The organism is Streptomyces sp. NPDC056948, from assembly GCF_042674225.1.
Lineage (GTDB): Bacteria > Actinomycetota > Actinomycetes > Streptomycetales > Streptomycetaceae > Streptomyces > Streptomyces purpurascens.
Map to the genome: position 1 here is coordinate 13313 of NZ_JBHUQX010000040.1, position 20512 is coordinate 33824.

A 20512-nucleotide genomic window follows, 5' to 3' on the forward strand; every position below is an offset into this window, starting at 1 on the left:
GGCGCGGCGGTACTCCGCCCACGACATGCCTTGGGCCGATCGGCCCTAGCGCGTCCGGTCCCCGCACGTAATGATCGTGGTCACGGGCGGTCCGCAGTCCGCCCTTCCGGCCGACGAGGGGTCGAGATGACCGAGCCGCGCGCCTTCACCGAGGAGCACCCGATCCGGGTCTTCCTGCTCGACGACCACGAGGTCGTGCGGCGCGGCCTGGCCGACCTGCTGGACACCGAGCCCGACATCGCGGTGGTCGGGGACGCCGAGAACGTCGAGCACGCGCTCGCCCGGGGCCCGGCGCTCCGCCCCGACGTCGCCGTCCTCGACGTACGCCTGCCGGACGGCGACGGCATCACCGTCTGCCGCGAACTGCGCAGCCGGATGCCCGAACTGGCCTGTCTGATGCTGACCTCGTTCGACGACGAGGAGGCCCTGCTCGACGCGATCATGGCCGGGGCCTCCGGCTATGTCCTCAAGCAGATCAAGGGCTCCGACCTGGTCTCGGCGGTACGTACGGTCGCCTCCGGGCGGTCCATGCTGGACCCGGAGACCACGGCCCGGCTGATGCGCTCGCTGCGCGCCGGCCCGTCCGAGGAACCGGCCATCGCCCCCGAGCTGGCGAGCCTGTCGCCGCGCGAGCGGGAGATTCTCGCCCTGATCGGGGACGGGCTCACCAACCGCGAGATCGGCAAGAAGCTCTACCTGTCCGAGAAGACCGTCAAGAACCACATCTCCCGGCTCCTGGCCAAGCTCGGCGTCCAGCGACGGGTTCAGGCCGCGGTCCTCGCCTCGCAGTGGGAGCACCCCGGGACGGGCGGGCACCCGTCACACTGAGCCGGGGCCGCCGCCATCCACGTCATTCTCGGGCCGGCCGCACCGGCACCCGCCACAGCACCCGGGTGCCGCCTCCCTCCGGGCGCTCGCCGAGCCGGAGCTCGCCGCCGAGAGCCAGCGCCCGCTCCTCCATGTTCCTCAGGCCGCTGCGTACGGCACCGTCCGGGATCCCGCGGCCGTCGTCGGTCACCGTGAGCGTCAACTCGCCCTTCGCGCACCTCAGGTGCACGTCCACGGAGCGGGCTCCGGAGTGCCGGACCACATTGCTCAGCGCCTCGCCGAGCACCGCGAGCGTGTGGTCGGCGACATCGCCCGGCACGTCCGTGTCCACCAGCCCCTCGATCCGCACCGCGGGAGCGAAGCCCAGAGACGAGGCCGCCGCCGTCACCGTGTCCGACACCCGGCCGCGCAGACCGCTGCCTTCCCTCGCCCCGCCGTGGGTCCGCAAGCCGAAGATCGTGGACCGAATGATCTTGATGGTCTCGTCCAGATCGTCCACGGTCCGCGACAGCCTCTCCACAGCCTCCGGATGGTCGATGAAACGCTGGGTGCTCTGCAGCGTCATCCCCGCCGCGAACAGGCGCTGGATGGCGAGATCGTGCAGGTCACGGGCGATACGGTCGCGGTCCCGCAGCAGCGCGATCTGCTCGGCGTCCCGGCGCCGCTCGGCCAGCTCCAGTGCCAGCGCCGCCTGCCCGGCGAACCCGAGCAGGGGGCGCGTGTCGGCGTCCGTGAACGGCGTACGTCCCACCGCGCGCCCCAGCAGCAACACACCGCCGGCCTTGCCTCCGGCCTCCAGCGGAACACCGACCACGGGTCCGAGCCCGACCCACTGCGCCGCGTCCCCGCTGGTCCGCGCGTCCTCCTGGATGTCGGCGCTCACCGCGGGCTCCGCCGTGGTGAGGACGGCCGCCACGAATCCGTCCGTGCCGGACATCACCAGACCGCTGCGCCGCTCGGCGTCCAGCCCGACGGCGAGCAACGGCCGCAGCGCGGTCTCCTCGGGCACCCGCTCGGCGATCATCCCGGCATCGGCGTCGGCGATCTGACGCGCCTGCTCCACGATCAGTTCGAGGACGTCCGTGCTCGGAGCGCCCGACAGCAGGGCCCGCGTGACCTCGGAGCTCGCCCCCACCCAGCGCTCGCGCAGCCGCGTCTCCTCGAACAGGCGCGCGTTCTCGATGGCCACGCCCGCTGCCACCGCGAGGGTGGCGAGCACCGACTCGTCCTCGGCGTCGAACTCCTCCGCGCTGCGCTTCTCCGTGAGGTAGAGGTTGCCGAACACCTGGTCACGCACCCGGATGGGCACGCCCAGGAAGGAGTGCATCGGAGGGTGGTGCGGCGGGAAGCCGTACGAGGCCGTGTGCTCCGAGATCTCCGTCAGCCGCAGCGGCTCGGGGTGCCGGATCAGCTCGCCCAGGATGCCGTGCCCGCTGGGCAGGCCCCCGATCCGGGCCCGCAGCTCGTCGCTGATGCCGACGGTGTGGAACTCGGAGAGCATACGGTCGTCGCCGATGACCCCCAGGGCCCCGTACTCGGCGTCCACGAGCACCACGGCCGCCTCGACGATACGCCGGAGCACCTGGGCGAGATCCAGCTCCCGGCCGACCGACAGCACCGCCTCCAGCAGGCTGTGGACACGATCCTGGGTACCCCGCGCCGCGTCGATCCGCGCCTGGAGCTCGTCCAGCAGTTCGTCCAGCCGCAGCTTGGGCAGGTGCTGCTCGGATCGACCGGGCCGTTCCCCGCTCATCGTCGCCTCCGACCGGCTCACGCGGACGCACCCGGATCAGGCGCCTTCCTTCCCTCACGATAGTGCGTGGCGCCCTGGTGAGAGGGTGCCCTGGATGTGCCCTCGCGGCCACGCGGCCGGGTCCTGACGGACGACTTCAGTCCCCGGTGGCCCGCGCGTAGGTGAGGAAGGCCGCGCCGCTGTCGAGCACGGTGTGGCCGGTGAGCTCCCAGCCGCGCGGATCGAAGGCGGCCTTGTGGGAGAAGACCGGGATTCCGGCGCCGATGGTCAGCGGTGCCATCTTGAAGATGAGCTGGTCGATCTCGCCGTACAGGGCACCGGCCAGTTCCGCGCCGCCTATCAGCCAGATGTCCTTGCCGTCCTCCCGCTTCAACTGCCGCACCTTGTCCACGGGGTCGTCGGCGACCAGTTCGACGGCCGGGTCCGGGCTCTCGGTGAGGGTCCGGGAGAAGACCAGGTGACGCAGGTGGGGGTAGGCATCGGTGATGCCGGCCTTCAGACCGATCTCGTAGCTGCGCCGTCCTTCGAGGACGGTGTCGAAGTGCGTGCCGTGCGCGGTGACGGACAGCGCCGCCCGGGCCTGGACGGGCAAGGTCTCCGGGTACTCCGTCACAAGGTGCCGGATGTAGTCCTCGGGGATCGGCCAGAAGCCGTCCGGGCCCGAGGGATCGGCGCCGTCCGGGCCCGCGATGAAGCCGTCCAGCGTGGTGGCGATGTAGTACACGAGCTTTCGCATGCGGTGCTCTCTCTTCTGGGTCTGCACGATCCGGTCGGCGGGGGATCAGGAGTGGTCCGGTGTGACCCACTCGACGAACTGGACGATGACCCCGTTGGGGTCGGTGACCTGGAACAGGCGTTCTCCCCATGGCTCTTCGCGCAGTGGCATCGTGATGTCGACGCCTTCGGAACGCAGCCGTTTCTCCTCGGCTTCGAGGCCGGTGACGGTGAAGGCGAGGATCAGCCCGCCGGCGTGCCGGTCGCGCTGGTCGGGCGGCAGGACGTCGATGCCCCGCCGGAGCAGGACGATGTCGACGGCGGCATCGTCACGGGTGAGGGAGGCGAATCCGTCGGCCGCGGCCTGTTCCCGGTAGCCGAGGTGCTCGGTGAAGAAACCGCGGGAGGCCGCGATGTCTTCGACCGTGAGGGAGACGGTGGAGGCGGTGATCCTCAAGAGGGGTTCCCTTTCCAGGCTGCGGGAGCTCGGGACGGTACTGATCCGTACTGATCTTACGTCGGTAGTAACATTACTTCCATGCGACCAACGCTGTAAACATATTTTTACTACCGAGGTAAGATTTGCTCATGGAGACGAGGACGAGCACCGCCCCGCTGGGCCTGCGGGAGGCGAAGAAGCAGGAGACGCGACAGCTGATCTCCGACCACGCGACACGGCTCTTCATCGAGCAGGGCTTCGAGAACACCACCATCGCCGAGATCGCGGCGGCCTCCCGCGTCGCGAAGAAGACGGTGACCAACTACTTCGCGCGCAAAGAGGACTTGGCTCTCGACCACCAGGACGAGTTCAGCGCCACGCTGGCGCGCGCCGTGACCTCCCGCCGCCCTGGGGAGTCCGCCCTCGCGGCGCTTCGCCGTGCTTTCGAGGCCGCTGTCGCGACGCGGGACCCGGTCGCCGGATTCGCCGGCCCGGACTTCACCCGCATGATCACCGACAGCCCCACCTTGTCGGCGTGCCTGCGCAACCTGCACGACCAGCGCGAGCAGGCGCTGGCCGAGGCCCTCGCCGAGGCCGTCGGTGCGCGGCCGGACGACATCACCGTCCGCACGGTCGCCGCGTTGCTCGGCGCCGCGCACCGCGTCCTGTTCCAACGCATCCAGGACCTGACCCTGGCCGGGCACACCAACGACGAGATCGCCAAGACGATCGCGAAGGAAGCGGCACACGCCTTCGACCTTCTCGAACCGGCCCTCCGTGACTACGCGATCGCCTGAAGGGTCCTTCCATCATGCTGGGTAGCCGGAGCCGGTCGCGACGATCACCGACCTGGCCCGGTGGACGGTGCCCGCGGAGTCGGTGACCTCTTTGATGTCGCCGGTGAGGTCGCATCAGATCCGGACCGTTGATGCCCTCGGGGAAGCCGGGGGAAGTTCTCGACCTCGGTGGTCGTGGTGAGCGAGCCGCCGACGAAGATGGCGCCGCCGATGACGAGCGGTGTGAGCTGGGCGCGGGCGGTGTAGAGGGCGGCGGTGTATCCGGCGGGGCCGGAGCCGATGACGATGACCTCGCGTATCCCGGTGTCGGTCACCTGGGTCACGCCTCCTGCTTGGCGTCGATCTCGGCGATCAGGGCCTCGATGCGGTTCTTGATCTCGTCGCGGATGGGGCGGACGGCCTCGACGCCCTTGCCGGCCGGGTCTTCCAGGGCCCAGTCGAGGTACTTCTTGCCGGGGAAGATCGGGCAGGCGTCGCCGCATCCCATGGTGATGACGTAGTCGGATGCCTGGACGGCCTCGGTGGTGAGGATCTTCGGCTGGGCGTCGGCGATGTCGACGCCGACCTCCTTCATGGCCTCGACGGCGGAGGGGTTGACCTGGTCGCCCGGGATGGAGCCGGCGGAACGGACCTCGATCCGGTCGCCCGCGAGGTGGGAGAGGAATCCGGCAGCCATCTGCGAGCGTCCGGCGTTGTGGACGCAGACGAACAGCACGGAGGCGAGCGGGCTGGAGGACATCGGTTCTTCCTTCGTGAGTGGTTCTTGCAGGTGGTGCGGGTGCGAGCTCAGGTGCTCGGCAGGGTGGCGAGCAGTTCGGTGATGTGGGCGTCGATCTCGTCGCGGATGCCGCGGACGACGGCGATCGGGGCGCCCTCGGGGTCGGTGACCGGCCAGTCGAGGTAGCGGCGGCCGGGCAGGACGGGGCAGGCGTCCCCGCATCCCATGGTGATGACGATGTCGGCGGCCTGCACGACCTCGTCGGTCAGCGGCTTGGGGAACGCGTCCGTGAGGTCCACGCCCGCCTCGGTCAGCACCTGGGTGACGACCGGCTCGACCTCGGCGGCCGGGAGCGTGCCTGCGGACGAGACGGCCACGTGTCCGCCCGCGCGGTGTGCGAGCAGGGCGGCGGCCATCTGCGAGCGGCCCGCGTTGTGGCTGCACACGAACAGCACCCGTGGCAGACCACAGCCGGGAGCGCCCTCGACGTGCGCGAGCGCGTCCAGCCGCTCGATGGCCAAGTGCTCGGCCAGCACGACCAGGTGGGTGCGGATACGAGCGTGCTCGGCGAGACGCTCGTAGGAGTCGGTGACCAGGCGCTGGATGGTCTCCGGGGAGAAGCGCCCGCGGTAGCGCAGGGCGAGACGGGCGATGCCCGACGCCAGGCGCTCATCAGGCAGGACAGGAGGAGGGGAGGCAGTCACGGGAACCCCCTTCGGGGCGGAGGGATACGAGTCCCAGGTATCAGCCCCGGCTGGTATCAGCTCGGAATGATGTGACAGTATCAGCCCATGCTGACGTCAGTCGACACTGATCTGATCCGGGTTCTGGCCGACCCGCTCAGGCTTCGAATCGTGACCTTGCTGGCCAAAGAGACGCTGTGCACCACCCACCTGGTGGAGGAGACCGGTGCCCGGCAGACCAACCTCTCCAACCACCTGAAGGTGCTGCGCGAAGCCGGGGTCGTCGAAACGGAGCCGTGCGGCCGCTTCACCTACTACAAGCTCCGCCCGGACGTCATCGCCCAGCTCGCCGGCCGGTTCAACGACCTGGCCGAGTCCGCTCGCAACGCCGCCGACAACAAGAGGGCCTGCCCGTGACCCGCACCGAAGCACCCGCGACCGCCGAGGAGCCCTCGGTCGTCGCGAAGCTCTCGACGCTCGACCGCTTCCTCGCCGTGTGGATCCTGCTCGCCATGGCCATCGGCCTCGGCCTGGGCCGCGCCATCCCCGGCCTCGACGACGCCCTCGCCAAGGTCGAGATCGGCGGCATCTCCCTGCCGATCGCCATCGGCCTGCTGATCATGATGTACCCGGTCCTGGCCAAGGTCCGCTACGACAAGCTCGACGCCGTCACCGGCGACAAGAAGCTCATGGCCTCGTCGCTGGTCATCAACTGGATCGCCGGCCCGGCGGTCATGTTCGCGCTGGCCTGGATCTTCCTGCCGGACCTGCCCGAGTACCGCACCGGCCTGATCATCGTCGGCCTCGCCCGCTGCATCGCCATGGTCATCATCTGGAACGACCTCGCCTGCGGCGACCGCGAAGCAGCCGCCGTACTCGTGGCACTGAACTCGGTCTTCCAGGTCCTGGCGTTCGGCCTGCTCGGCTGGTTCTACCTCGACCTGCTGCCCGGCTGGCTGGGCCTGGACAACGGCGAACACCTCGACATCTCCATGTGGAAGATCGCGGCGAACGTCGTCATCTTCCTCGGCATCCCGCTGCTGGCCGGCTTCCTCACCCGCCGCATCGGCGAACAGAAGCTCGGCCGCGAGAAGTACGAGTCCAGCTTCCTCCCGAAGATCGGCCCGTGGGCGCTGTACGGCCTCCTCTTCACGATCGTCATCCTCTTCGCCCTCCAGGGGAAGACGATCACTTCGCAGCCGCTCGATGTCGCCCGCATCGCGCTTCCGCTGCTGGTGTACTTCGCCGTGATGTGGTTCGGCACGTTCGCCCTCGGCAAGGTCATCGGCCTGGCCTACGACCGCACCGCCACGCTCGCCTTCACCGCGGCCGGCAACAACTTCGAGCTGGCCATCGCGGTCGCCATCGCCACCTTCGGCGTCACCTCCGGCCAGGCCCTGTCCGGCGTCGTCGGCCCGCTCATCGAGGTGCCCGTCCTGGTCGCGCTGGTCTACGTCTCCCTGGCCTGGCGGCGGAAGTTCGGCGCCGGTCAGCAGTTGACGGCGGCACCGCAGGAGGGCTGACGGGCACCGGCGATCACCACAAGAGAGGTGATGCAGCGTGGTCCCTGACGGTACCTCGCGGAAGACCGAGCAACGCAAGTCGACGTCGCGGTGGGGTGTGCTTCTGGCCGCGGTCTCGGCCGCCGCGAACGTCTTCCGTCTCCTACGGGAGCTCCTGATCCACCACTGAGCCCAGGGCTCGTTGAACTGATCAGTCCGTCGCTCTCTCCTCTTTCCAAGGCGGGGAGAGAGCGACGGCAGACGCCCTCGCCCGGGATTCGAAGGTGGTCAGGCTGTAGCCGGCGCGATGGTCAGCAGCTTGCCCATCGCGGCCAGCACGGACGGCTCGACGCGGTAGTAGACCCAGGTGCCGCGCCGCTCGGAGGTCAGCAGCCCTGCTTCCTTCAGCTTCTTCAGGTGGTGGCTCACCGTCGGCTGGGAGACGCCGACATCGGAGATGTCGCACACGCACGCCTCGCCGCTCTCGTGTGAGGCCACCGCCGAGAACAGCCTCAGCCGAACCGGGTCGCCCAGGGCCTTGAACATCCGCGCGGCCGTTTCGGCCTCCTCAGCGGAGAACGGGCGCTCGGTGAGTGGCGGGCAGCACGGCGCCACGGCCTCGGGAACCTCGGGTTCCAGCAGCGGCAGCACCTTCGTATTCGACATGCATCTATGTTGACACACATCGAACCAAACGGGCCAGGGTCGTCGGACGGACTCAGCGAGCGAGGCGGGCGGCGATGCGCCGTGCGACGCGGACGGCGTCCCGGCCCACCCCGCGCAGGGAGTTCGACGACAGGCTGCGCTGCCACTCCAGGCCGACGTAAGCCAGGGCGCGGCGCTGCTCCGGGGTGACCCCGTCCTCCCGGGTGACCTTGGTGCCGCTGACTCCGGTGAACACCGGGCGCCGGTCCGGTGTCCCCGCTGCGACAGCGCTCCGATAGCGGCCGTCATCGATGACCAGCTGGGTCGGCGGAGTGCGCAGGCGCCGGCCGACGGGCAGCGTGTCGATGCCAGTGCGGGTCAGCCACCAGTGCAGGTCCCGCCCCAGTGCCCGCTGTCGGGCGAAGCGGACCGGATGCCGCGCCGCGAGCGTCATCCGTGCTCGCCCGGCGAGCTCGGCGGCGATCTGAACGGCGGAGTTCCCCGCTCCCACCACTACGACGCGCTGCCCGGTGAACGGCTCGGGCGTGCGGTAGTCGGCGGCGTGCAGCAGGCTGCCCGTGTAGCTGTCCAGTCCTGGCAGGTCAGGGCGGTACGGGCGTCCGAAGGTGCCGGATGCCGCGATCACGGCCCCGAGCCGTCAGCTGCTCGCCGCCTTCCAGGTGCAGCGTGTAGGCGCCGCCCTTCGTGCGGACTTCGCGCACCCGTGTCCGGGTGCGGACGTCGGCGCCCAGCCGGTCGGCGTAGCGCAGCAGGTATCCGACGACCTCCTCGCGGTGCGGGTAGCGGTCCGGATCGCCGCCGAACGCCATTCCTGGCAGGGAGCTGTACCTGGCAGGGGAGAACAGGGTGAGGCTGTCGTAGTAGCGGGGCCACGACCCGGCCGCCTGCTCCGATGCTTCCAGCAATACCGGATCGAAGCCCTGCCGCCGCAGAGCGTGCGCTGCGGCCGGCCCGGACTGGCCGGCCCCGATCACCACGACGTCGACGTGCTCCACAAGCAGCCCCCAATTCGATGCATGTCTATGTTGACGGTCATCGAAGCAGGTGTCATGCTGGCAATGCAAGCCATCGACGAATGTCGAAGCAAAGGGGAATCTCGTGGCCGTGTCCATCAACGGCGTGCTCGCCACTGATCAGCTGCCCGTCGTGGTCATCGGAGCCGGTCCGGTCGGCCTGGCCGCCGCAGCCCACCTCGTCGAGCGCGGCATCGAACCGCTGGTCCTGGAAGCCGGACCGTCGGCCGGCACCGCCGTACGGGATTGGGCGCACGTGCGGCTGTTCTCGCCCTGGTCGGAGATCACCGATCCGGCCGCCGAGAAGCTGCTCGCCCCGACCGGCTGGACCCGCCCCGACGGCTCCGCGTACCCGACCGGAGGTGACTGGGCCGAGCAGTACCTGCAGCCCCTCGCCGACGTCCTCGACGACAAGATCCGCTACGGGGCGACCGCGGTCGGCGTCGCCCGCGCCGGACGCGACCGCATCGTCGACTCAGGACGCGACGAGCAGCCCTTCACCGTGCACATCGCGCTGGCCGACGGCCGCGAGGAACGGATCAGCGCACGCGCGGTCATCGACGCCTCCGGCACCTGGTCCACCCCCAGCCCGGTGGGCGCCGACGGCCTGCCCGCCCTCGGCGAGAAGTCCGCCGCCGACCGCATCTCCTACCGCGTGCCCGACCTGGGTGACCCGGCCGTACGCGCCCGGTACGCGGGCAAGCGCACCGCCGTGGTCGGCTCCGGTGCCTCCGCCTTCACCGCCCTCGCCTATCTCGCGGACCTGGCCAAGGACGATCCGGGCACCCACGCGGTGTGGATCCTGCGCCGAGGCATCACCGGCTCCACCTTCGGCGGCGGCGAGGCCGACCAACTGCCCGACCGCGGCGCCCTGGGCCTGCGCGCCAAGGCCGCTGTCGAAGCCGGCCACGCCAGCACGGCGACCGGATTCCGCACACAGGCTGTGGAGCGCGACGGCGCCCGGCTCGTCCTCGTGGACGAGAACGGCCGCCGCCTCGACCCGGTCGACGAGGTCATCGTCCTGACCGGCTTCCGCCCCGACCTGTCCTTCCTCTCCGAGATCCGCCTCGGCCTCGACGGACGCCTCCAGGCCCCGACCGCACTCGCCCCGCTGATCGACCCCAACGTCCACTCCTGCGGCACGGTCTACCCGCACGGCGTCAACGAGCTCTCCCACCCCGAACAGGGCGCCTACCTCGTGGGCATGAAGTCCTACGGCCGCGCCCCGACATTCCTCGCCATGACCGGCTACGAGCAGGTCCGCTCCATCACCGCCGCCCTCGCCGGAGACCGCGAGGCCGCCGAGCGCGTCGAACTGACCCTCCCGGAGACCGGCGTGTGCGGCGGCGCGGGCCTCTTCGACGAACCCGAGGCGGCCCAGACCGGCGACGACGGCGGCTGCTGCGGCGCCCCGGCAACTCTGCAGATCGGCACCGGCGCCCAAGCCTCATCGGGCGGCTGCTGACCGGCCCACCCACCCATCATTTCCATCAGGAGGAACGTCATGTCCCGCGTGCAACTGGCTCTTCGTGTCCCGGACCTGGACGCGTCCGTCGCTTTCTACAGCAAGCTGTTCGGCACCGAGCCCGCCAAACTCCGCGACGGCTACGCCAACTTCGCCATCGCCGAACCCCCGCTCAAGCTCGTCCTGATCGAAGGCACGGCGGGTGAGGCAACGCGGATGGACCACCTGGGTGTCGAGGTCGAGACGACCGAGGCCGTCCACGCCGCCACCACCCGCCTGAGCGAGGCCGGCATGACCACCGACGTGGAGAACGACACCACCTGTTGCTACGCCCTCCAGGACAAGGTCTGGGTCCTCGGCCCCGGCCAGGAGCCCTGGGAGGTCTACGTGGTGAAGGCCGACGCCGACTCCTTGGCCAAGCAGCAGGGCAGCACGTGCTGCGACAGCTCCGCCGAGAGCAATGCCGAGGAACCGGCCGTGGCGCGCGGTTGCTGCTGATCCGCTCCGACGATGATCGACGCCGCGCCGTCGTGACCACAGTTTCGCTGCCCGGCGAACGTGGTCAACCTCGAAGGGTCTTGACCATGACCGCGTACACCGGAGAGTCCGCGAACGGCTGCTGCTCACCGACTTGGGCGTAGCCCCAAGACTCGTACAGCTCCTGCACCTTGGGATGCGTCACGTCGACCAGCAGCACGGCAAGGTCTTCCGTGCGTTCCTTCAACAGGGCCTCGTGGAGCCGCTCGGAGATGCCGCCGGTCGACGGCGGCCCGGTCGGCACCTTCGTTCTGGACAACGTCACCGACTCCTTCGCCGTGCTCAGCCCCACCGACAACGGCTGGCAGGTCCGACAGGGCGGGCCACGTCGGCTCTGGGACGCGGTCGAGTCAGCGGTGGCCACCTGGGAGGAGTACGGCTCACCTACCACCGCCGCGTTCGGCGTGACGGTTTCCCGCGATGCCCAGGTGGTCTGGCTCGGGAACCCGGACGGCCCGCAGTGGCGGCTGCCCCCTGAGACGGCCGACCCAGGGGCGTCACATCACACGTGCCGCAGACGGATCAGGGCACATGACAAGGGCGGAGCCCAAGAGCCCCGCCCGATCAGAACACCCCTCACAGAAACCCCGGTTCAGGGCCACACCAAGCAATACGGCTGATGCCCCGCCTCATGCAGCCGATGCGAGAAGTCCTGCCACTCGTGCAGCAGTTGGTACACGTTGAACGCGTCCCGGGGCCCGCCCCGGTCCGGCACCGTCGACCAGATGAAGGCCGCCGCGCCCACCGCCTCCTCGCCGATGCCCCGGAGGGGGTCGACGACGGTCATGGGGAGCTTCACCACCGCGTAGTCGGGGTGCAGGACGACCAGTTCCAGGGGCGGAACCTTGTGCAGGGGGATGCCCTCGATGCCCGTCAGGACCATCGCCGCCATGGTCTCCGGCTTGATCTTGGTGAACATGCCGTTCATGCCGAGCTCGTCGCCGCCGAGCTCCTCGGGGCGCATCGAGATCGGGACGCGGGCCGCCGTCGCACCGTCGGGTGCGCCGAAGTACTTGTACGTCACCCCCACCCGACCACCATTCCTGCTCCCCGCACGAAGATCGTCCACCCGGTGCTCAGCCTGAAATTCATCCACGCGACGCTCACCCCGACGTTCAGCCCGAAGATCGTCCAGCCGATGTTCAGTACGTCCGTCGGACCGCTCCGGTTCACTCTGCCGACCCTGGGTCTGACGAGTTTCCTGAGTGTCCTCCGCCTCGCGCCGGTGTTTGCCCCGCCTGGCACGTCGAGGACCCAGGTCATCGGTCCCCTCGCCCAGTCCGCCACCGCGATGCATATCTCCACCCGACTGCTTTTTCTAGGACGCGTCGCCCCCGCCGCGCAACCCGATCATCGTGTCAGTGACCTCCCCCGCGGCCGCCCGCCGAAACGTGCGCCGAAACATCTGTCCGCAGGATCTTCGCAGCCTCTGACCACCCTGGGCCGTTTGATCTGTGTGTATCAGGTCCAGTCTCGCAGACGGCCGGGAATCGCGGGTTGGATGCGCGCTCGCTCACGCGGGTCGTCCTGTCAACAGGCCCCGGCCCGTCCGCCCCGTGACCTCCCCTGGCCTACCCTGAACAGGTCACTGGCACCCGGAGCCCGACAACGTCGGAGAAGGTCGGAGAAGTCGCAGGTCATGAGTGAACTGGCATATCCGTATGAAGCACCGGCCTCGCAGGCTCTGTTCGACCGTGCGGCGGCCGTCACGCCCGGTGGTGTGAACTCACCTGTACGGGCCTTCAACGCCGTCGGCGGCACGCCGCGGTTCATGGTGTCCGGCACCGGCCCGTATCTGACGGACGCCGACGGACGCGAGTACGTGGACCTCGTGTGCTCCTGGGGGCCCATGATCCTCGGGCACTCGCACCCCGAGGTCATCGCCGCCGTCCAGGACGCCGTCGCCCGCGGTACGTCCTTCGGGACGCCCGGTGAGGGCGAGGTCGCGCTCGCCGAGGAGATGGTCGCCCGCGTCGCACCGCTGGAGCAGGTCCGGCTCGTGTCCAGCGGGACCGAGGCGACCATGTCGGCGATCCGGCTCGCGCGCGGGTTCACGCAGCGCGCCAAGGTGATCAAGTTCGCCGGGTGCTACCACGGGCACGTCGACTCGCTGCTCGCCGCGGCCGGCAGCGGTGTCGCCACCTTCGCGCTGCCCGACACCCCGGGCGTCACCGGCGCCCAGGCCGGCGACACCGTCGTCCTGCCCTACAACGACCTCGACGCCGTACGCGAAGCCTTCCGGGCGCACCCCGGCGAGATCGCCTGCGTGATCACCGAGGCCTCCCCGGGCAACATGGGCGTCGTACCGCCCGCGGACGGCTTCAACCAGGGGCTCAAGGACATCTGCTCCGAGAACGGCGCCCTCTACATCTCCGACGAGGTCATGACCGGCTTCCGGACCAGCCGCGCCGGTTGGTTCGGGGTCGACGGCGTCGTCCCCGACCTGATGACCTTCGGCAAGGTCATGGGCGGCGGTTTCCCCGCAGCGGCCTTCGGCGGGCGCGGGGACGTCATGGCGCATCTCGCTCCGGCCGGGCCCGTCTACCAGGCCGGCACGCTGTCCGGGAACCCCGTCGCCACCGCGGCCGGCCTCGCCCAGCTACGGCTGCTCGACGACGCCGCCTACGCCAAGGTCGACGCCGTCTCGAAGCAGATCCAGGGCCTCGTCACCGACGCCCTGACCAAGGAGGGCGTCGCGCACACGCTGCAGAACGCCTCCAACATGTTCTCCGTGTTCTTCACCGACCGGCCGGTCAGGAACTACGAGGACGCCAAGGCGCAGGAGTCCTTCCGCTTCACCGCCTTCTTCCACTCGCTGCTCGCGGACGGCGTCTATCTGCCGCCGTCGTCCTTCGAGTCCTGGTTCGTGTCCACCGCGCACGACGAGCGTGCCGTGCAGCGGATCGCCGACGCCCTCCCGGCAGCGGCCCGCGCGGCCGCGGAGGCGACGGCATGAGCGACGAGAGCAGCATCAGCGACGAGAGCGGCAGCGAGGGCAGCGGCGACAACGGCGACATCACCGTCGTCCACGTCATGCGCCACGGCGAGGTCGCCAACCCGGACGGCATCCTCTACGGCCGCCTCCCCGGCTACCACCTCTCCGAGCTGGGCCGGCGCATGGCGGACCGGGTCGCCGAGCACCTCTCGGACCGCGATGTCACGCACGTCGTCGCCTCCCCGCTGGAGCGGGCGCAGGAGACGGCCGAGCCGATCGCCAAGGCGCACGGCCTCGACCTCGCCACCGATGAGCGGCTGATCGAGGCCGACAACATCTTCCAGGGCAAGACGTTCGGCGTCGGCGACGGTGCGCTGCGCAAGCCCGGCAACTGGAAGCACCTGGTCAACCCGCTGCGGCCGTCCTGGGGCGAGCCGTACGTCGACCAGGTGGTCCGCATGATGAGCGCGCTGAGCACGGCGAAGGACCGGGCCCGGGGACACGAGGCGATCGTGGTCAGCCATCAGCTGCCGATCTGGATCGTGCGGTCGTACGTCGAGCGGCGGCGGCTGTGGCACGACCCGCGCAAGCGGCAGTGCACGCTCGCCTCGCTGACGACCTTCACGTTCCGGGGCGACCGGATCGTCTCCGTCGGCTACACCGAGCCGGCCCGCGATCTCGTCCCGGCGCATCTCCTCGCCGGTGCCAAGCCGGTGAAGGGGAAGGACAAGGCCTTCGGCGCGTAAGCCCTTTCTGTTCGCTTCTGACTCTCCTGTTACGGAATCTGCAAGTTTCTGAGGAACCTCCCCGTTCGTCACGTCCTCTGACTGGGTGACCACCAGAGAACGTGACGAACGGGGATGCCATGCGCCCTTACTCCCGCAGGGGAATGCTCGGACTCGGCGCGGGGGCCGCGGCCGCCGTCTCGCTCGCCGGATGCGGCGGCCTCACCGGGTCAGATGGGTCGAGCCATGCCGACGGTTCCGGGAACTCCGCCCAGGGCGGCTCCAAGCCGAAGCCCACCGCCCGCCCCATCGGCGACGGCTCCACCGCCTACACCGGCAAGCAGCCCCACCAGCCCGGCAAGCCCGAGCCGCTGGAGCCCGGCCAGACCCCGCCGCAGTTCGTCGTGTTCTCCTGGGACGGCGCCGGCGAGGTCGGCAACGGCCTCTTCCCGCGCTTCCTGGACCTCGCCAAGGAGCACGGCGCGAGCATGACCTTCTTCCTGTCGGGGCTGTATCTGCTGCCCGAGTCGAAGAAGCGCCTCTACGACCCGCCGAACAACCCGCGCGGCGCCTCCGACATCGGCTACCTCACCGACGCGCACGTCAAGGACACGCTGAAGAACGTCCGCCGGGCCTGGCTGGAGGGCCACGAGATCGGCACCCACTTCAACGGGCACTTCTGCGGCGAGGTCCAGGGCTCGGTCAAGAACTGGACGCCCCAGCAGTGGCGCAGCGAGATCGACCAGGCGAAGTCCTTCGTGAAGGAGTGGCGCACCAACTCCGGCTGGACCGACCTGCCGTCGCTGCCCTTCGACTACGACAAGGAGCTCGTCGGCGGCCGTACGCCCTGTCTGCTCGGCCAGGACAACCTGCTGCCCACCGCCCGCGAGCTCGGCTGGCGCTACGACGCCTCCTCGCCCGGCGGCCGCCAGGTGTGGCCGGTGAAGCGGCAAGGGATCTGGGACCTGCCCTTGCAGCAGATACCTTTCCCCGGCCGGGGCTTCGAGGTCCTCTCCATGGACTACAACATGCTGGCAAATCAGTCCATAAGCACCACAAAGGCGCCCGCGCACAACTACCCGGGCTGGCGGGAGCAGTCGGCCCAGGCGTACATCCAGGGCTTCCAGCGGGCCTACGAGTCCAATCGCGCGCCCCTCTTCATCGGCAACCACTTCGAGCAGTGGAACGGCGGCATCTACATGGACGCCGTGGAGGAGGCCTTCAAGCACATCGCGCGCGAGAAGGAGAAGGGCGCTGATGTGCGCCTCGTCTCCTTCCGGCAGTTCACCGACTGGCTGGACGTCCAGAAGCCCGAGGTGCTCGCGGCGCTGCGTACGCTCGAGGTCGGGCAGCAACCGGCCGGTGGCTGGAAGGGGTTCGTCGAGAAGACCCCGCAGGGGGCCGGGACGCCCTCGCGGAACGCTGCCTGAAATGCGGTTTTCCGCCCGCAAGGGGGGTGCGCGAGAGCCCCGGAACGGGCATGCGAAACTTTTCACATGAGTGCCGCCAGCCGCGCCCCCCTGGGTTCGAACAGCTCGCCCCGCACGACCCGGAACACCCGTTCACCCCGGGTCCGTCGCCGCGCCGCCCTGACCGCCGGTGCCGCCGCGGCCGCACTGCTCGTCTCCGCGTGCGGCTCCGGCGGCACCTCCGGCGGGGGCGGCAACACCAACTTCGTCACCGGCTCCGACGGCACCGCCACGGTCGCCAAGGGCGAGCGCACCCCGGCCCCCGACCTGTCCGGCAAGACCATCGCCGGCAAGACGCTCGACGTCGCCGACTTCAAGGGCAAGGTCGTCGTCCTCAACGTGTGGGGCTCCTGGTGCAACCCCTGCCGCGCCGAGGCCAAGTACTTCGCGAAGGTGTCCAAGGAGTACGCCGGCAAGGGCGTGCAGTTCGTCGGCATCAACACCCGTGACACCTCCACCGGCGCCGCCCTCGCCTTCGAGAAGGACTGGGACATCACCTACCCCAGCCTCTACGACCCGACCGGCAAGCTGCTGCTGCGCTTCGAGAAGGGCACGCTCAACCCGCAGGCGATCCCCTCCACCCTCGTCCTCGACCGGAACGGGAAGATCGCGGCCCGCTCGCTGTCCGCGCTCAGTGAGGAACGGCTGCTGAAGATGCTCAAGCCCGTCGTCGCGGAGAAGTGACGTGAGCGCAGCGATGCTCGCCGCCGCCACCGACCCCAACCAGACCGTCCTCAACGGCGCCCTGCTGGCGGCCCTCCCGCTCGCCCTGCTCGGCGGACTGGTCTCCTTCTTCTCGCCGTGCGTCCTGCCCCTGGTCCCCGGCTACCTCTCCTACGTCACGGGCGTCAGCGGCACCGACCTGGCCGAGGCCCGGCGCGGCCGGATGGTCGCCGGAGCCTCGCTGTTCGTGCTGGGCTTCACCGCCGTGTTCGTCTCCACCGGGGCCTTCTTCGGATTCTTCGGGCAGACGCTCCAGGAGCACAAGGACATCCTGTCCAAGGTGCTCGGCGTGTTCATGATCCTCCTGGGCGTCTTCTTCATGGGCCTCATGCCCTGGCTCACCCAGCGAGAGTTCCGCTTCCACCGCAGGCCGGTGGCCGGGCTGATCGGCGCCCCCCTGCTCGGAGCGCTGTTCGGGATCGGCTGGACACCCTGCATCGGCCCCACCCTCGCCTCCGTGCTCGTCCTCTCCTCCGACCAGGGCAGCGCCGGACGAGGCGCCCTCCTCACCGTCGCGTACTGTCTGGGGCTGGGCGTGCCGTTCGTGCTCGCCGCGGTCGCCTTCCGCAAGGCCCTCGGAGCCTTCGGCTGGATCAAGCGCCACTACGTCTGGGTGATGCGGGTCGGCGGCACCATGATGATCGTGACCGGCCTGCTGCTGCTGACCGGCGCGTGGGACCGCATCGTGCAGGGGATGCAGGTCTGGTCCGACGGCTTCACTGTGGGGATCTGATCGATGAGCAAGACCACCGCCTCCGACCCGGCCCCCTCCCCGGCCGAGGACCAGGACCTGAGTGCCGCCGGCTCCCAGCTCTCCACCGCGCCCAAGGAGGACCTGCCCAACCTGCCCACCCTGGGCGTCATCGGCTGGGCCCGCTGGTTCTGGCGCCAGCTCACCTCCATGCGGGTAGCGCTGCTGCTCCTGCTGCTGCTCTCCCTCGGCGCGATCCCCGGCTCGCTCATCCCGCAGTCGGGCCAGGACGAGACGAAGGTCGCCGACTTCCGCGCGAGCCACGAGACCCTCGGCGACATCTACGACAAGCTCGGCCTGTTCCACGTCTACGGCTCGGTGTGGTTCTCCGCGATCTACATCCTGCTGTTCATCTCCCTCATCGGCTGCATCGTGCCCCGCACCTGGCAGTTCGTGGGCCAGCTGCGCGGCCGCCCGCCGGGCGCGCCCAAGCGGCTGAACCGGCTGCCCGCCCACACCACCTGGCGCACCACGGCCGAACCCGAGCAGGTCCACCAGGCCGCCCTGACCCTGCTCAAGAAGCGCCGCTTCCGCGCCCACCTCACAGGTGACGCCGTCGCCGCCGAGAAGGGCTATGTGCGCGAGCTGGGCAACCTCGCCTTCCACATCGCCCTCATCGTGATGCTGGTCGCCTTCGCCTGGGGCCAGCTCTACAAGTCCGAGGGCAACAAGCTGGTCGTCGAGGGCAACGGCTTCTCCAACACGCTCACCCAGTACGACGACTTCAAGTCCGGCAACCTCTTCACGTCCGACGACCTGGTGCCGTTCAGCTTCAACCTCAAGGACTTCACCGGCACCTACGAGCGCACCGGCCCCAACAAGGGCACCCCGCGCGTCTACAAGGCCGGCCTCACCTTCAGCGACGGCCCCTACGGCAAGGACCGGAACACCACCGTCGAGGTGAACCACCCCCTGGAGATCGGCGACTCCAAGGTCTACCTCGTCAGCCACGGCTACGCCCCCGTCATCACCGTCCGGGACGCCCAGGGCAAGGTCGTCTACGACGACGCCGTACCGCTGCTGCCGCTGGACGCCAACGTCACCTCCTCCGGGGTCGTCAAGGTCCTCGACGGCTACCGCAACGCCCAGGGCAAGAAGGAACAGCTCGGCTTCAACGCGTTCCTCGTGCCGACCTACGGCGGCCACGCCAGCGGCACGATGCTGTCGCAGTTCCCCGCGCTGGACTCTCCGCTGCTCGCGCTGTCCGCCTACCACGGCGACCTGGGGGCCGACTCGGGCATCCCGCAGAGCGTGTACCAGATGGACAAGACCAACATGAAGGAGTTCAAGGACTCCAAGGGCAAGCTGTTCAAGAGGCTGCTGCGGCCCGGCGATTCCATGACGCTCCCGAACGGCGCCGGTTCGGTCACCTTCGGCAAGACCGTCAAGGAGTGGGCCGGCTTCCAGGTCGTCCAGGAGCCCGGCGGCGGCTGGGCCCTCACCGGGGCCATCGCCGCGATCGGCGGCCTCGCGGCCTCCCTGTTCATCCAGCGCCGCCGCGTCTGGGTGCGCGCGGTCCGAGGCGCCGACGGCGTCACCGTCGTCGAGATGGCCGGCCTCGGCCGCAGCGAGTCCGCCAAGGTCCCGGAGGAACTGGGCGACCTCGCCGGCATCCTCTACGACCAGGCCCCGGGCGCGCCCGACCCCGACGACCCCGCAGATTCCCCCGACGCCGACCAGGAGCCGGGTACCGACACCCCCGTACCTGCCGAAGGGGCTGAGCAGTGACTCTCGCCGCCGCCAACAACGAAAACCTAGCGAGTATCAGCAATGTGCTGATCTACTCCTCGATGGCCGTCTACACCCTGGCCTTCTTCGCGTACATCGCCGAGTGGATCTTCGGCAGCCGCAGCAAGGTGGCCCGCACCGCCGCCGCGCTCACCGGGCAGGCCGAGAAGAAGGCGGCCCCGGCCGTCACCGAGAACAAGGCCGGCGGCACCGCCGTCCTGGAGCGTCCGAAGGTCACCGTGCGGGCCGCGACCGGCCAGCGGGACGTGCCGGACGGGCCCGGCGCGGCCGGCGGGGACGCACAGGGCGACCTGTACGGCCGGATCGCCATCTCCCTCACCGTGCTCGCCTGGCTCGTCGAGTTCGGCGGTGTCCTCACCCGCGCCCTCTCGGTGGAGCGGGCGCCGTGGGGCAACATGTACGAGTTCAACATCACCTTCTCCACGGTCGCGGTCGGCGTGTACCTCGGCCTGCTGGCGCTGAAGAAGAACGTCCGCTGGCTCGGCCTGTTCCTGGTCACCACGGTCCTGCTCGACCTGGGCCTCGCGGTCTCCGTGCTGTACACCGCCAGTGACCAGCTGGTCCCCGCCCTGCACTCGTACTGGCTGTACATCCACGTCTCCACCGCGATCCTGTGCGGCGCGGTCTTCTACATGGCCGCGGTCGCGACGATCCTGTACCTCTTCAAGGACTCCTACGAGAGCAAGCTCGCGAGCGGCGGCACGCCCGGCACGTTCGCGACGTCCGTCCTGGAGCGGCTGCCCTCCTCGGCCTCGCTCGACAAGTTCTCCTACCGCGTCAACGCCGCCGTCTTCCCGCTGTGGACGTTCACGATCATCGCGGGCGCCATCTGGGCCGGGGACGCCTGGGGCCGCTACTGGGGCTGGGACCCGAAGGAGACCTGGGCCTTCATCACCTGGGTCGCCTACGCGTGCTACCTGCACGCCCGCGCCACCGCCGGCTGGAAGGGCCGCAAGGCCGCCTACCTGGCTCTTCTCGCCTTCGGCTGCTGGCTGTTCAACTACTACGGCGTGAACATCTTTGTCTCGGGCAAGCACTCCTACGC

Annotated in this window: 22 protein-coding genes and 3 pseudogenes; 14 read left to right on the forward strand and 11 right to left on the reverse strand. The window is 69.7% G+C overall.

The annotated features are described in order from the left end of the window. The first annotated feature begins 126 nt into the window (after positions 1-126). A complete protein-coding gene (locus tag ACFTZL_RS07765) occupies positions 127-828 on the forward strand; it encodes a response regulator (RefSeq protein ID WP_382579479.1) in 702 nt (233 codons plus the stop codon). A 22-nt stretch (positions 829-850) separates the two neighbouring features. Here the strand turns inward: ACFTZL_RS07765 and ACFTZL_RS07770 are convergent, their stop codons facing one another. The 3 genes from ACFTZL_RS07770 to ACFTZL_RS07780 all read right to left on the reverse strand — a co-directional run bounded on the left by ACFTZL_RS07770 (position 851) and on the right by ACFTZL_RS07780 (position 3752). Further along, positions 851-2581, reverse strand: a complete 1731-nt coding sequence (locus ACFTZL_RS07770; RefSeq protein ID WP_382579480.1) for a GAF domain-containing protein — start codon at positions 2579-2581, stop codon at positions 851-853. 136 nt (positions 2582-2717) lie between these two features. Continuing rightward, entirely contained in the window at positions 2718-3317 is a 600-nt protein-coding gene (locus ACFTZL_RS07775) for a dihydrofolate reductase family protein (RefSeq protein ID WP_382579482.1), read from the reverse strand. Between the two features lie 45 nt (positions 3318-3362). Next, on the reverse strand, positions 3363-3752 hold the full coding sequence (locus ACFTZL_RS07780; RefSeq protein WP_382579483.1) for a VOC family protein: 390 nt from the start codon (positions 3750-3752) through the stop codon (positions 3363-3365). 131 nt (positions 3753-3883) lie between these two features. Here ACFTZL_RS07780 and ACFTZL_RS07785 point away from each other — a divergent pair, with 131 nt between their 5' ends. Continuing rightward, positions 3884-4531, forward strand: a complete 648-nt coding sequence (locus ACFTZL_RS07785; RefSeq protein WP_382579485.1) for a TetR/AcrR family transcriptional regulator — start codon at positions 3884-3886, stop codon at positions 4529-4531. 21 nt (positions 4532-4552) lie between these two features. Here ACFTZL_RS07785 and ACFTZL_RS07790 read toward each other — a convergent pair. The 3 genes and pseudogenes from ACFTZL_RS07790 to ACFTZL_RS07800 form a co-directional block, all read right to left on the reverse strand. Continuing rightward, positions 4553-4845 (reverse strand): annotated as a pseudogene (locus ACFTZL_RS07790) (NAD(P)/FAD-dependent oxidoreductase); the annotation flags it as partial. A 5-nt stretch (positions 4846-4850) separates the two neighbouring features. Beyond that, positions 4851-5270: an arsenate reductase ArsC gene (locus ACFTZL_RS07795; RefSeq protein WP_382579487.1), complete on the reverse strand. Its 420-nt coding sequence runs from the start codon at positions 5268-5270 to the stop codon at positions 4851-4853. Positions 5271-5317: 47 nt separating this feature from the next. Continuing rightward, positions 5318-5953: an arsenate reductase ArsC gene (locus tag ACFTZL_RS07800; protein ID WP_382579489.1), complete on the reverse strand. Its 636-nt coding sequence runs from the start codon at positions 5951-5953 to the stop codon at positions 5318-5320. An 87-nt stretch (positions 5954-6040) separates the two neighbouring features. On the opposite strand from ACFTZL_RS07800, the gene ACFTZL_RS07805 reads away from it, so the two are divergent. The 3 genes from ACFTZL_RS07805 to ACFTZL_RS07815 are packed head-to-tail and all read left to right on the forward strand — an operon-like array spanning position 6041 to position 7624. Then, entirely contained in the window at positions 6041-6349 is a 309-nt protein-coding gene (locus ACFTZL_RS07805) for an ArsR/SmtB family transcription factor (protein ID WP_382579491.1), read from the forward strand. Next, entirely contained in the window at positions 6346-7455 is a 1110-nt protein-coding gene (gene arsB / locus ACFTZL_RS07810; protein ID WP_382579493.1) for an ACR3 family arsenite efflux transporter, read from the forward strand. The genes ACFTZL_RS07805 and arsB overlap by 4 nt, the downstream gene beginning before the upstream one ends. Before the next feature lie 37 nt (positions 7456-7492). After that, complete coding sequence (locus ACFTZL_RS07815; RefSeq protein WP_382579494.1) at positions 7493-7624, forward strand: hypothetical protein; 132 nt, start codon at positions 7493-7495, stop codon at positions 7622-7624. A 98-nt stretch (positions 7625-7722) separates the two neighbouring features. Here ACFTZL_RS07815 and ACFTZL_RS07820 read toward each other — a convergent pair whose 3' ends face one another. Together ACFTZL_RS07820 and ACFTZL_RS07825 are read right to left on the reverse strand one after the other, a co-directional pair. Then, on the reverse strand, positions 7723-8100 hold the full coding sequence (locus tag ACFTZL_RS07820; RefSeq protein ID WP_382579496.1) for an ArsR/SmtB family transcription factor: 378 nt from the start codon (positions 8098-8100) through the stop codon (positions 7723-7725). Between the two features lie 52 nt (positions 8101-8152). Further along, positions 8153-9095, reverse strand: a pseudogene (locus ACFTZL_RS07825) (flavin-containing monooxygenase). 103 nt (positions 9096-9198) lie between these two features. On the opposite strand from ACFTZL_RS07825, the gene ACFTZL_RS07830 reads away from it, so the two are divergent. Together ACFTZL_RS07830 and ACFTZL_RS07835 are read left to right on the forward strand one after the other, a co-directional pair. Next, positions 9199-10578, forward strand: a complete 1380-nt coding sequence (locus ACFTZL_RS07830; protein WP_382579497.1) for an FAD-dependent oxidoreductase — start codon at positions 9199-9201, stop codon at positions 10576-10578. Between the two features lie 39 nt (positions 10579-10617). Continuing rightward, the gene (locus ACFTZL_RS07835; protein WP_382579499.1) at positions 10618-11076 is read left to right on the forward strand and encodes an ArsI/CadI family heavy metal resistance metalloenzyme; all 459 of its coding nucleotides are present in this window, start codon (positions 10618-10620) and stop codon (positions 11074-11076) included. 64 nt (positions 11077-11140) lie between these two features. Here the strand turns inward: ACFTZL_RS07835 and ACFTZL_RS07840 are convergent. The 3 genes and pseudogenes from ACFTZL_RS07840 to ACFTZL_RS07850 all read right to left on the reverse strand — a co-directional run. After that, positions 11141-11332: pseudogene (locus ACFTZL_RS07840) on the reverse strand (GNAT family N-acetyltransferase); the annotation flags it as partial. A gap of 375 nt (positions 11333-11707) precedes the next feature. Further along, entirely contained in the window at positions 11708-12145 is a 438-nt protein-coding gene (locus ACFTZL_RS07845; RefSeq protein ID WP_149512092.1) for a hypothetical protein, read from the reverse strand. After that, positions 12136-12420: a hypothetical protein gene (locus ACFTZL_RS07850; RefSeq protein ID WP_382579501.1), complete on the reverse strand. Its 285-nt coding sequence runs from the start codon at positions 12418-12420 to the stop codon at positions 12136-12138. The genes ACFTZL_RS07845 and ACFTZL_RS07850 overlap by 10 nt, the downstream gene beginning before the upstream one ends. A 334-nt stretch (positions 12421-12754) precedes the next feature. Between ACFTZL_RS07850 and hemL the strand changes: the two genes are divergently transcribed. From hemL to ccsB, 7 genes are all read left to right on the forward strand, one after another. Continuing rightward, positions 12755-14071, forward strand: a complete 1317-nt coding sequence (gene hemL, locus ACFTZL_RS07855) for a glutamate-1-semialdehyde 2,1-aminomutase (protein ID WP_382579502.1) — start codon at positions 12755-12757, stop codon at positions 14069-14071. Further along, positions 14068-14796, forward strand: coding sequence for a histidine phosphatase family protein (locus ACFTZL_RS07860; protein ID WP_382579504.1), 729 nt, complete (start codon positions 14068-14070; stop codon positions 14794-14796). The genes hemL and ACFTZL_RS07860 overlap by 4 nt, the downstream gene beginning before the upstream one ends. A 119-nt stretch (positions 14797-14915) precedes the next feature. Next, on the forward strand, positions 14916-16205 hold the full coding sequence (locus tag ACFTZL_RS07865; RefSeq protein WP_382579505.1) for a hypothetical protein: 1290 nt from the start codon (positions 14916-14918) through the stop codon (positions 16203-16205). A 66-nt stretch (positions 16206-16271) separates the two neighbouring features. After that, complete coding sequence (locus ACFTZL_RS07870) at positions 16272-16928, forward strand: TlpA family protein disulfide reductase (RefSeq protein WP_382579507.1); 657 nt, start codon at positions 16272-16274, stop codon at positions 16926-16928. A 13-nt stretch (positions 16929-16941) separates the two neighbouring features. Then, a complete protein-coding gene (locus ACFTZL_RS07875) occupies positions 16942-17700 on the forward strand; it encodes a cytochrome c biogenesis CcdA family protein (RefSeq protein WP_382579512.1) in 759 nt (252 codons plus the stop codon). 3 nt (positions 17701-17703) lie between these two features. Further along, on the forward strand, positions 17704-19446 hold the full coding sequence (locus tag ACFTZL_RS07880) for a cytochrome c biogenesis protein ResB (protein ID WP_382579508.1): 1743 nt from the start codon (positions 17704-17706) through the stop codon (positions 19444-19446). Next, positions 19443-20512, forward strand: a 1070-nt coding sequence (gene ccsB / locus ACFTZL_RS07885; RefSeq protein ID WP_382579509.1) for a c-type cytochrome biogenesis protein CcsB, incomplete at its 3' end; no start/stop codon positions are given. The genes ACFTZL_RS07880 and ccsB, both read left to right, overlap by 4 nt.

Coding starts and splice junctions, on each gene's coding strand:
- ACFTZL_RS07835 (WP_382579499.1), top strand. CDS start 10,618: ATGTCCCGCGTGCAACTGGCTCTTCGTGTCCCGGACCTGGACGCGTCC.
- ACFTZL_RS07770 (WP_382579480.1), bottom strand. CDS start 2,581: ATGAGCGGGGAACGGCCCGGTCGATCCGAGCAGCACCTGCCCAAGCTG.
- ACFTZL_RS07775 (WP_382579482.1), bottom strand. CDS start 3,317: ATGCGAAAGCTCGTGTACTACATCGCCACCACGCTGGACGGCTTCATC.
- ACFTZL_RS07795 (WP_382579487.1), bottom strand. CDS start 5,270: ATGTCCTCCAGCCCGCTCGCCTCCGTGCTGTTCGTCTGCGTCCACAAC.
- ACFTZL_RS07785 (WP_382579485.1), top strand. CDS start 3,884: ATGGAGACGAGGACGAGCACCGCCCCGCTGGGCCTGCGGGAGGCGAAG.
- ACFTZL_RS07765 (WP_382579479.1), top strand. CDS start 127: ATGACCGAGCCGCGCGCCTTCACCGAGGAGCACCCGATCCGGGTCTTC.
- ACFTZL_RS07820 (WP_382579496.1), bottom strand. CDS start 8,100: ATGTCGAATACGAAGGTGCTGCCGCTGCTGGAACCCGAGGTTCCCGAG.
- ACFTZL_RS07875 (WP_382579512.1), top strand. CDS start 16,942: ATGCTCGCCGCCGCCACCGACCCCAACCAGACCGTCCTCAACGGCGCC.
- ACFTZL_RS07860 (WP_382579504.1), top strand. CDS start 14,068: ATGAGCGACGAGAGCAGCATCAGCGACGAGAGCGGCAGCGAGGGCAGC.
- ACFTZL_RS07805 (WP_382579491.1), top strand. CDS start 6,041: ATGCTGACGTCAGTCGACACTGATCTGATCCGGGTTCTGGCCGACCCG.
- hemL (WP_382579502.1), top strand. CDS start 12,755: ATGAGTGAACTGGCATATCCGTATGAAGCACCGGCCTCGCAGGCTCTG.
- ACFTZL_RS07880 (WP_382579508.1), top strand. CDS start 17,704: ATGAGCAAGACCACCGCCTCCGACCCGGCCCCCTCCCCGGCCGAGGAC.
- ACFTZL_RS07865 (WP_382579505.1), top strand. CDS start 14,916: ATGCGCCCTTACTCCCGCAGGGGAATGCTCGGACTCGGCGCGGGGGCC.
- ACFTZL_RS07870 (WP_382579507.1), top strand. CDS start 16,272: ATGAGTGCCGCCAGCCGCGCCCCCCTGGGTTCGAACAGCTCGCCCCGC.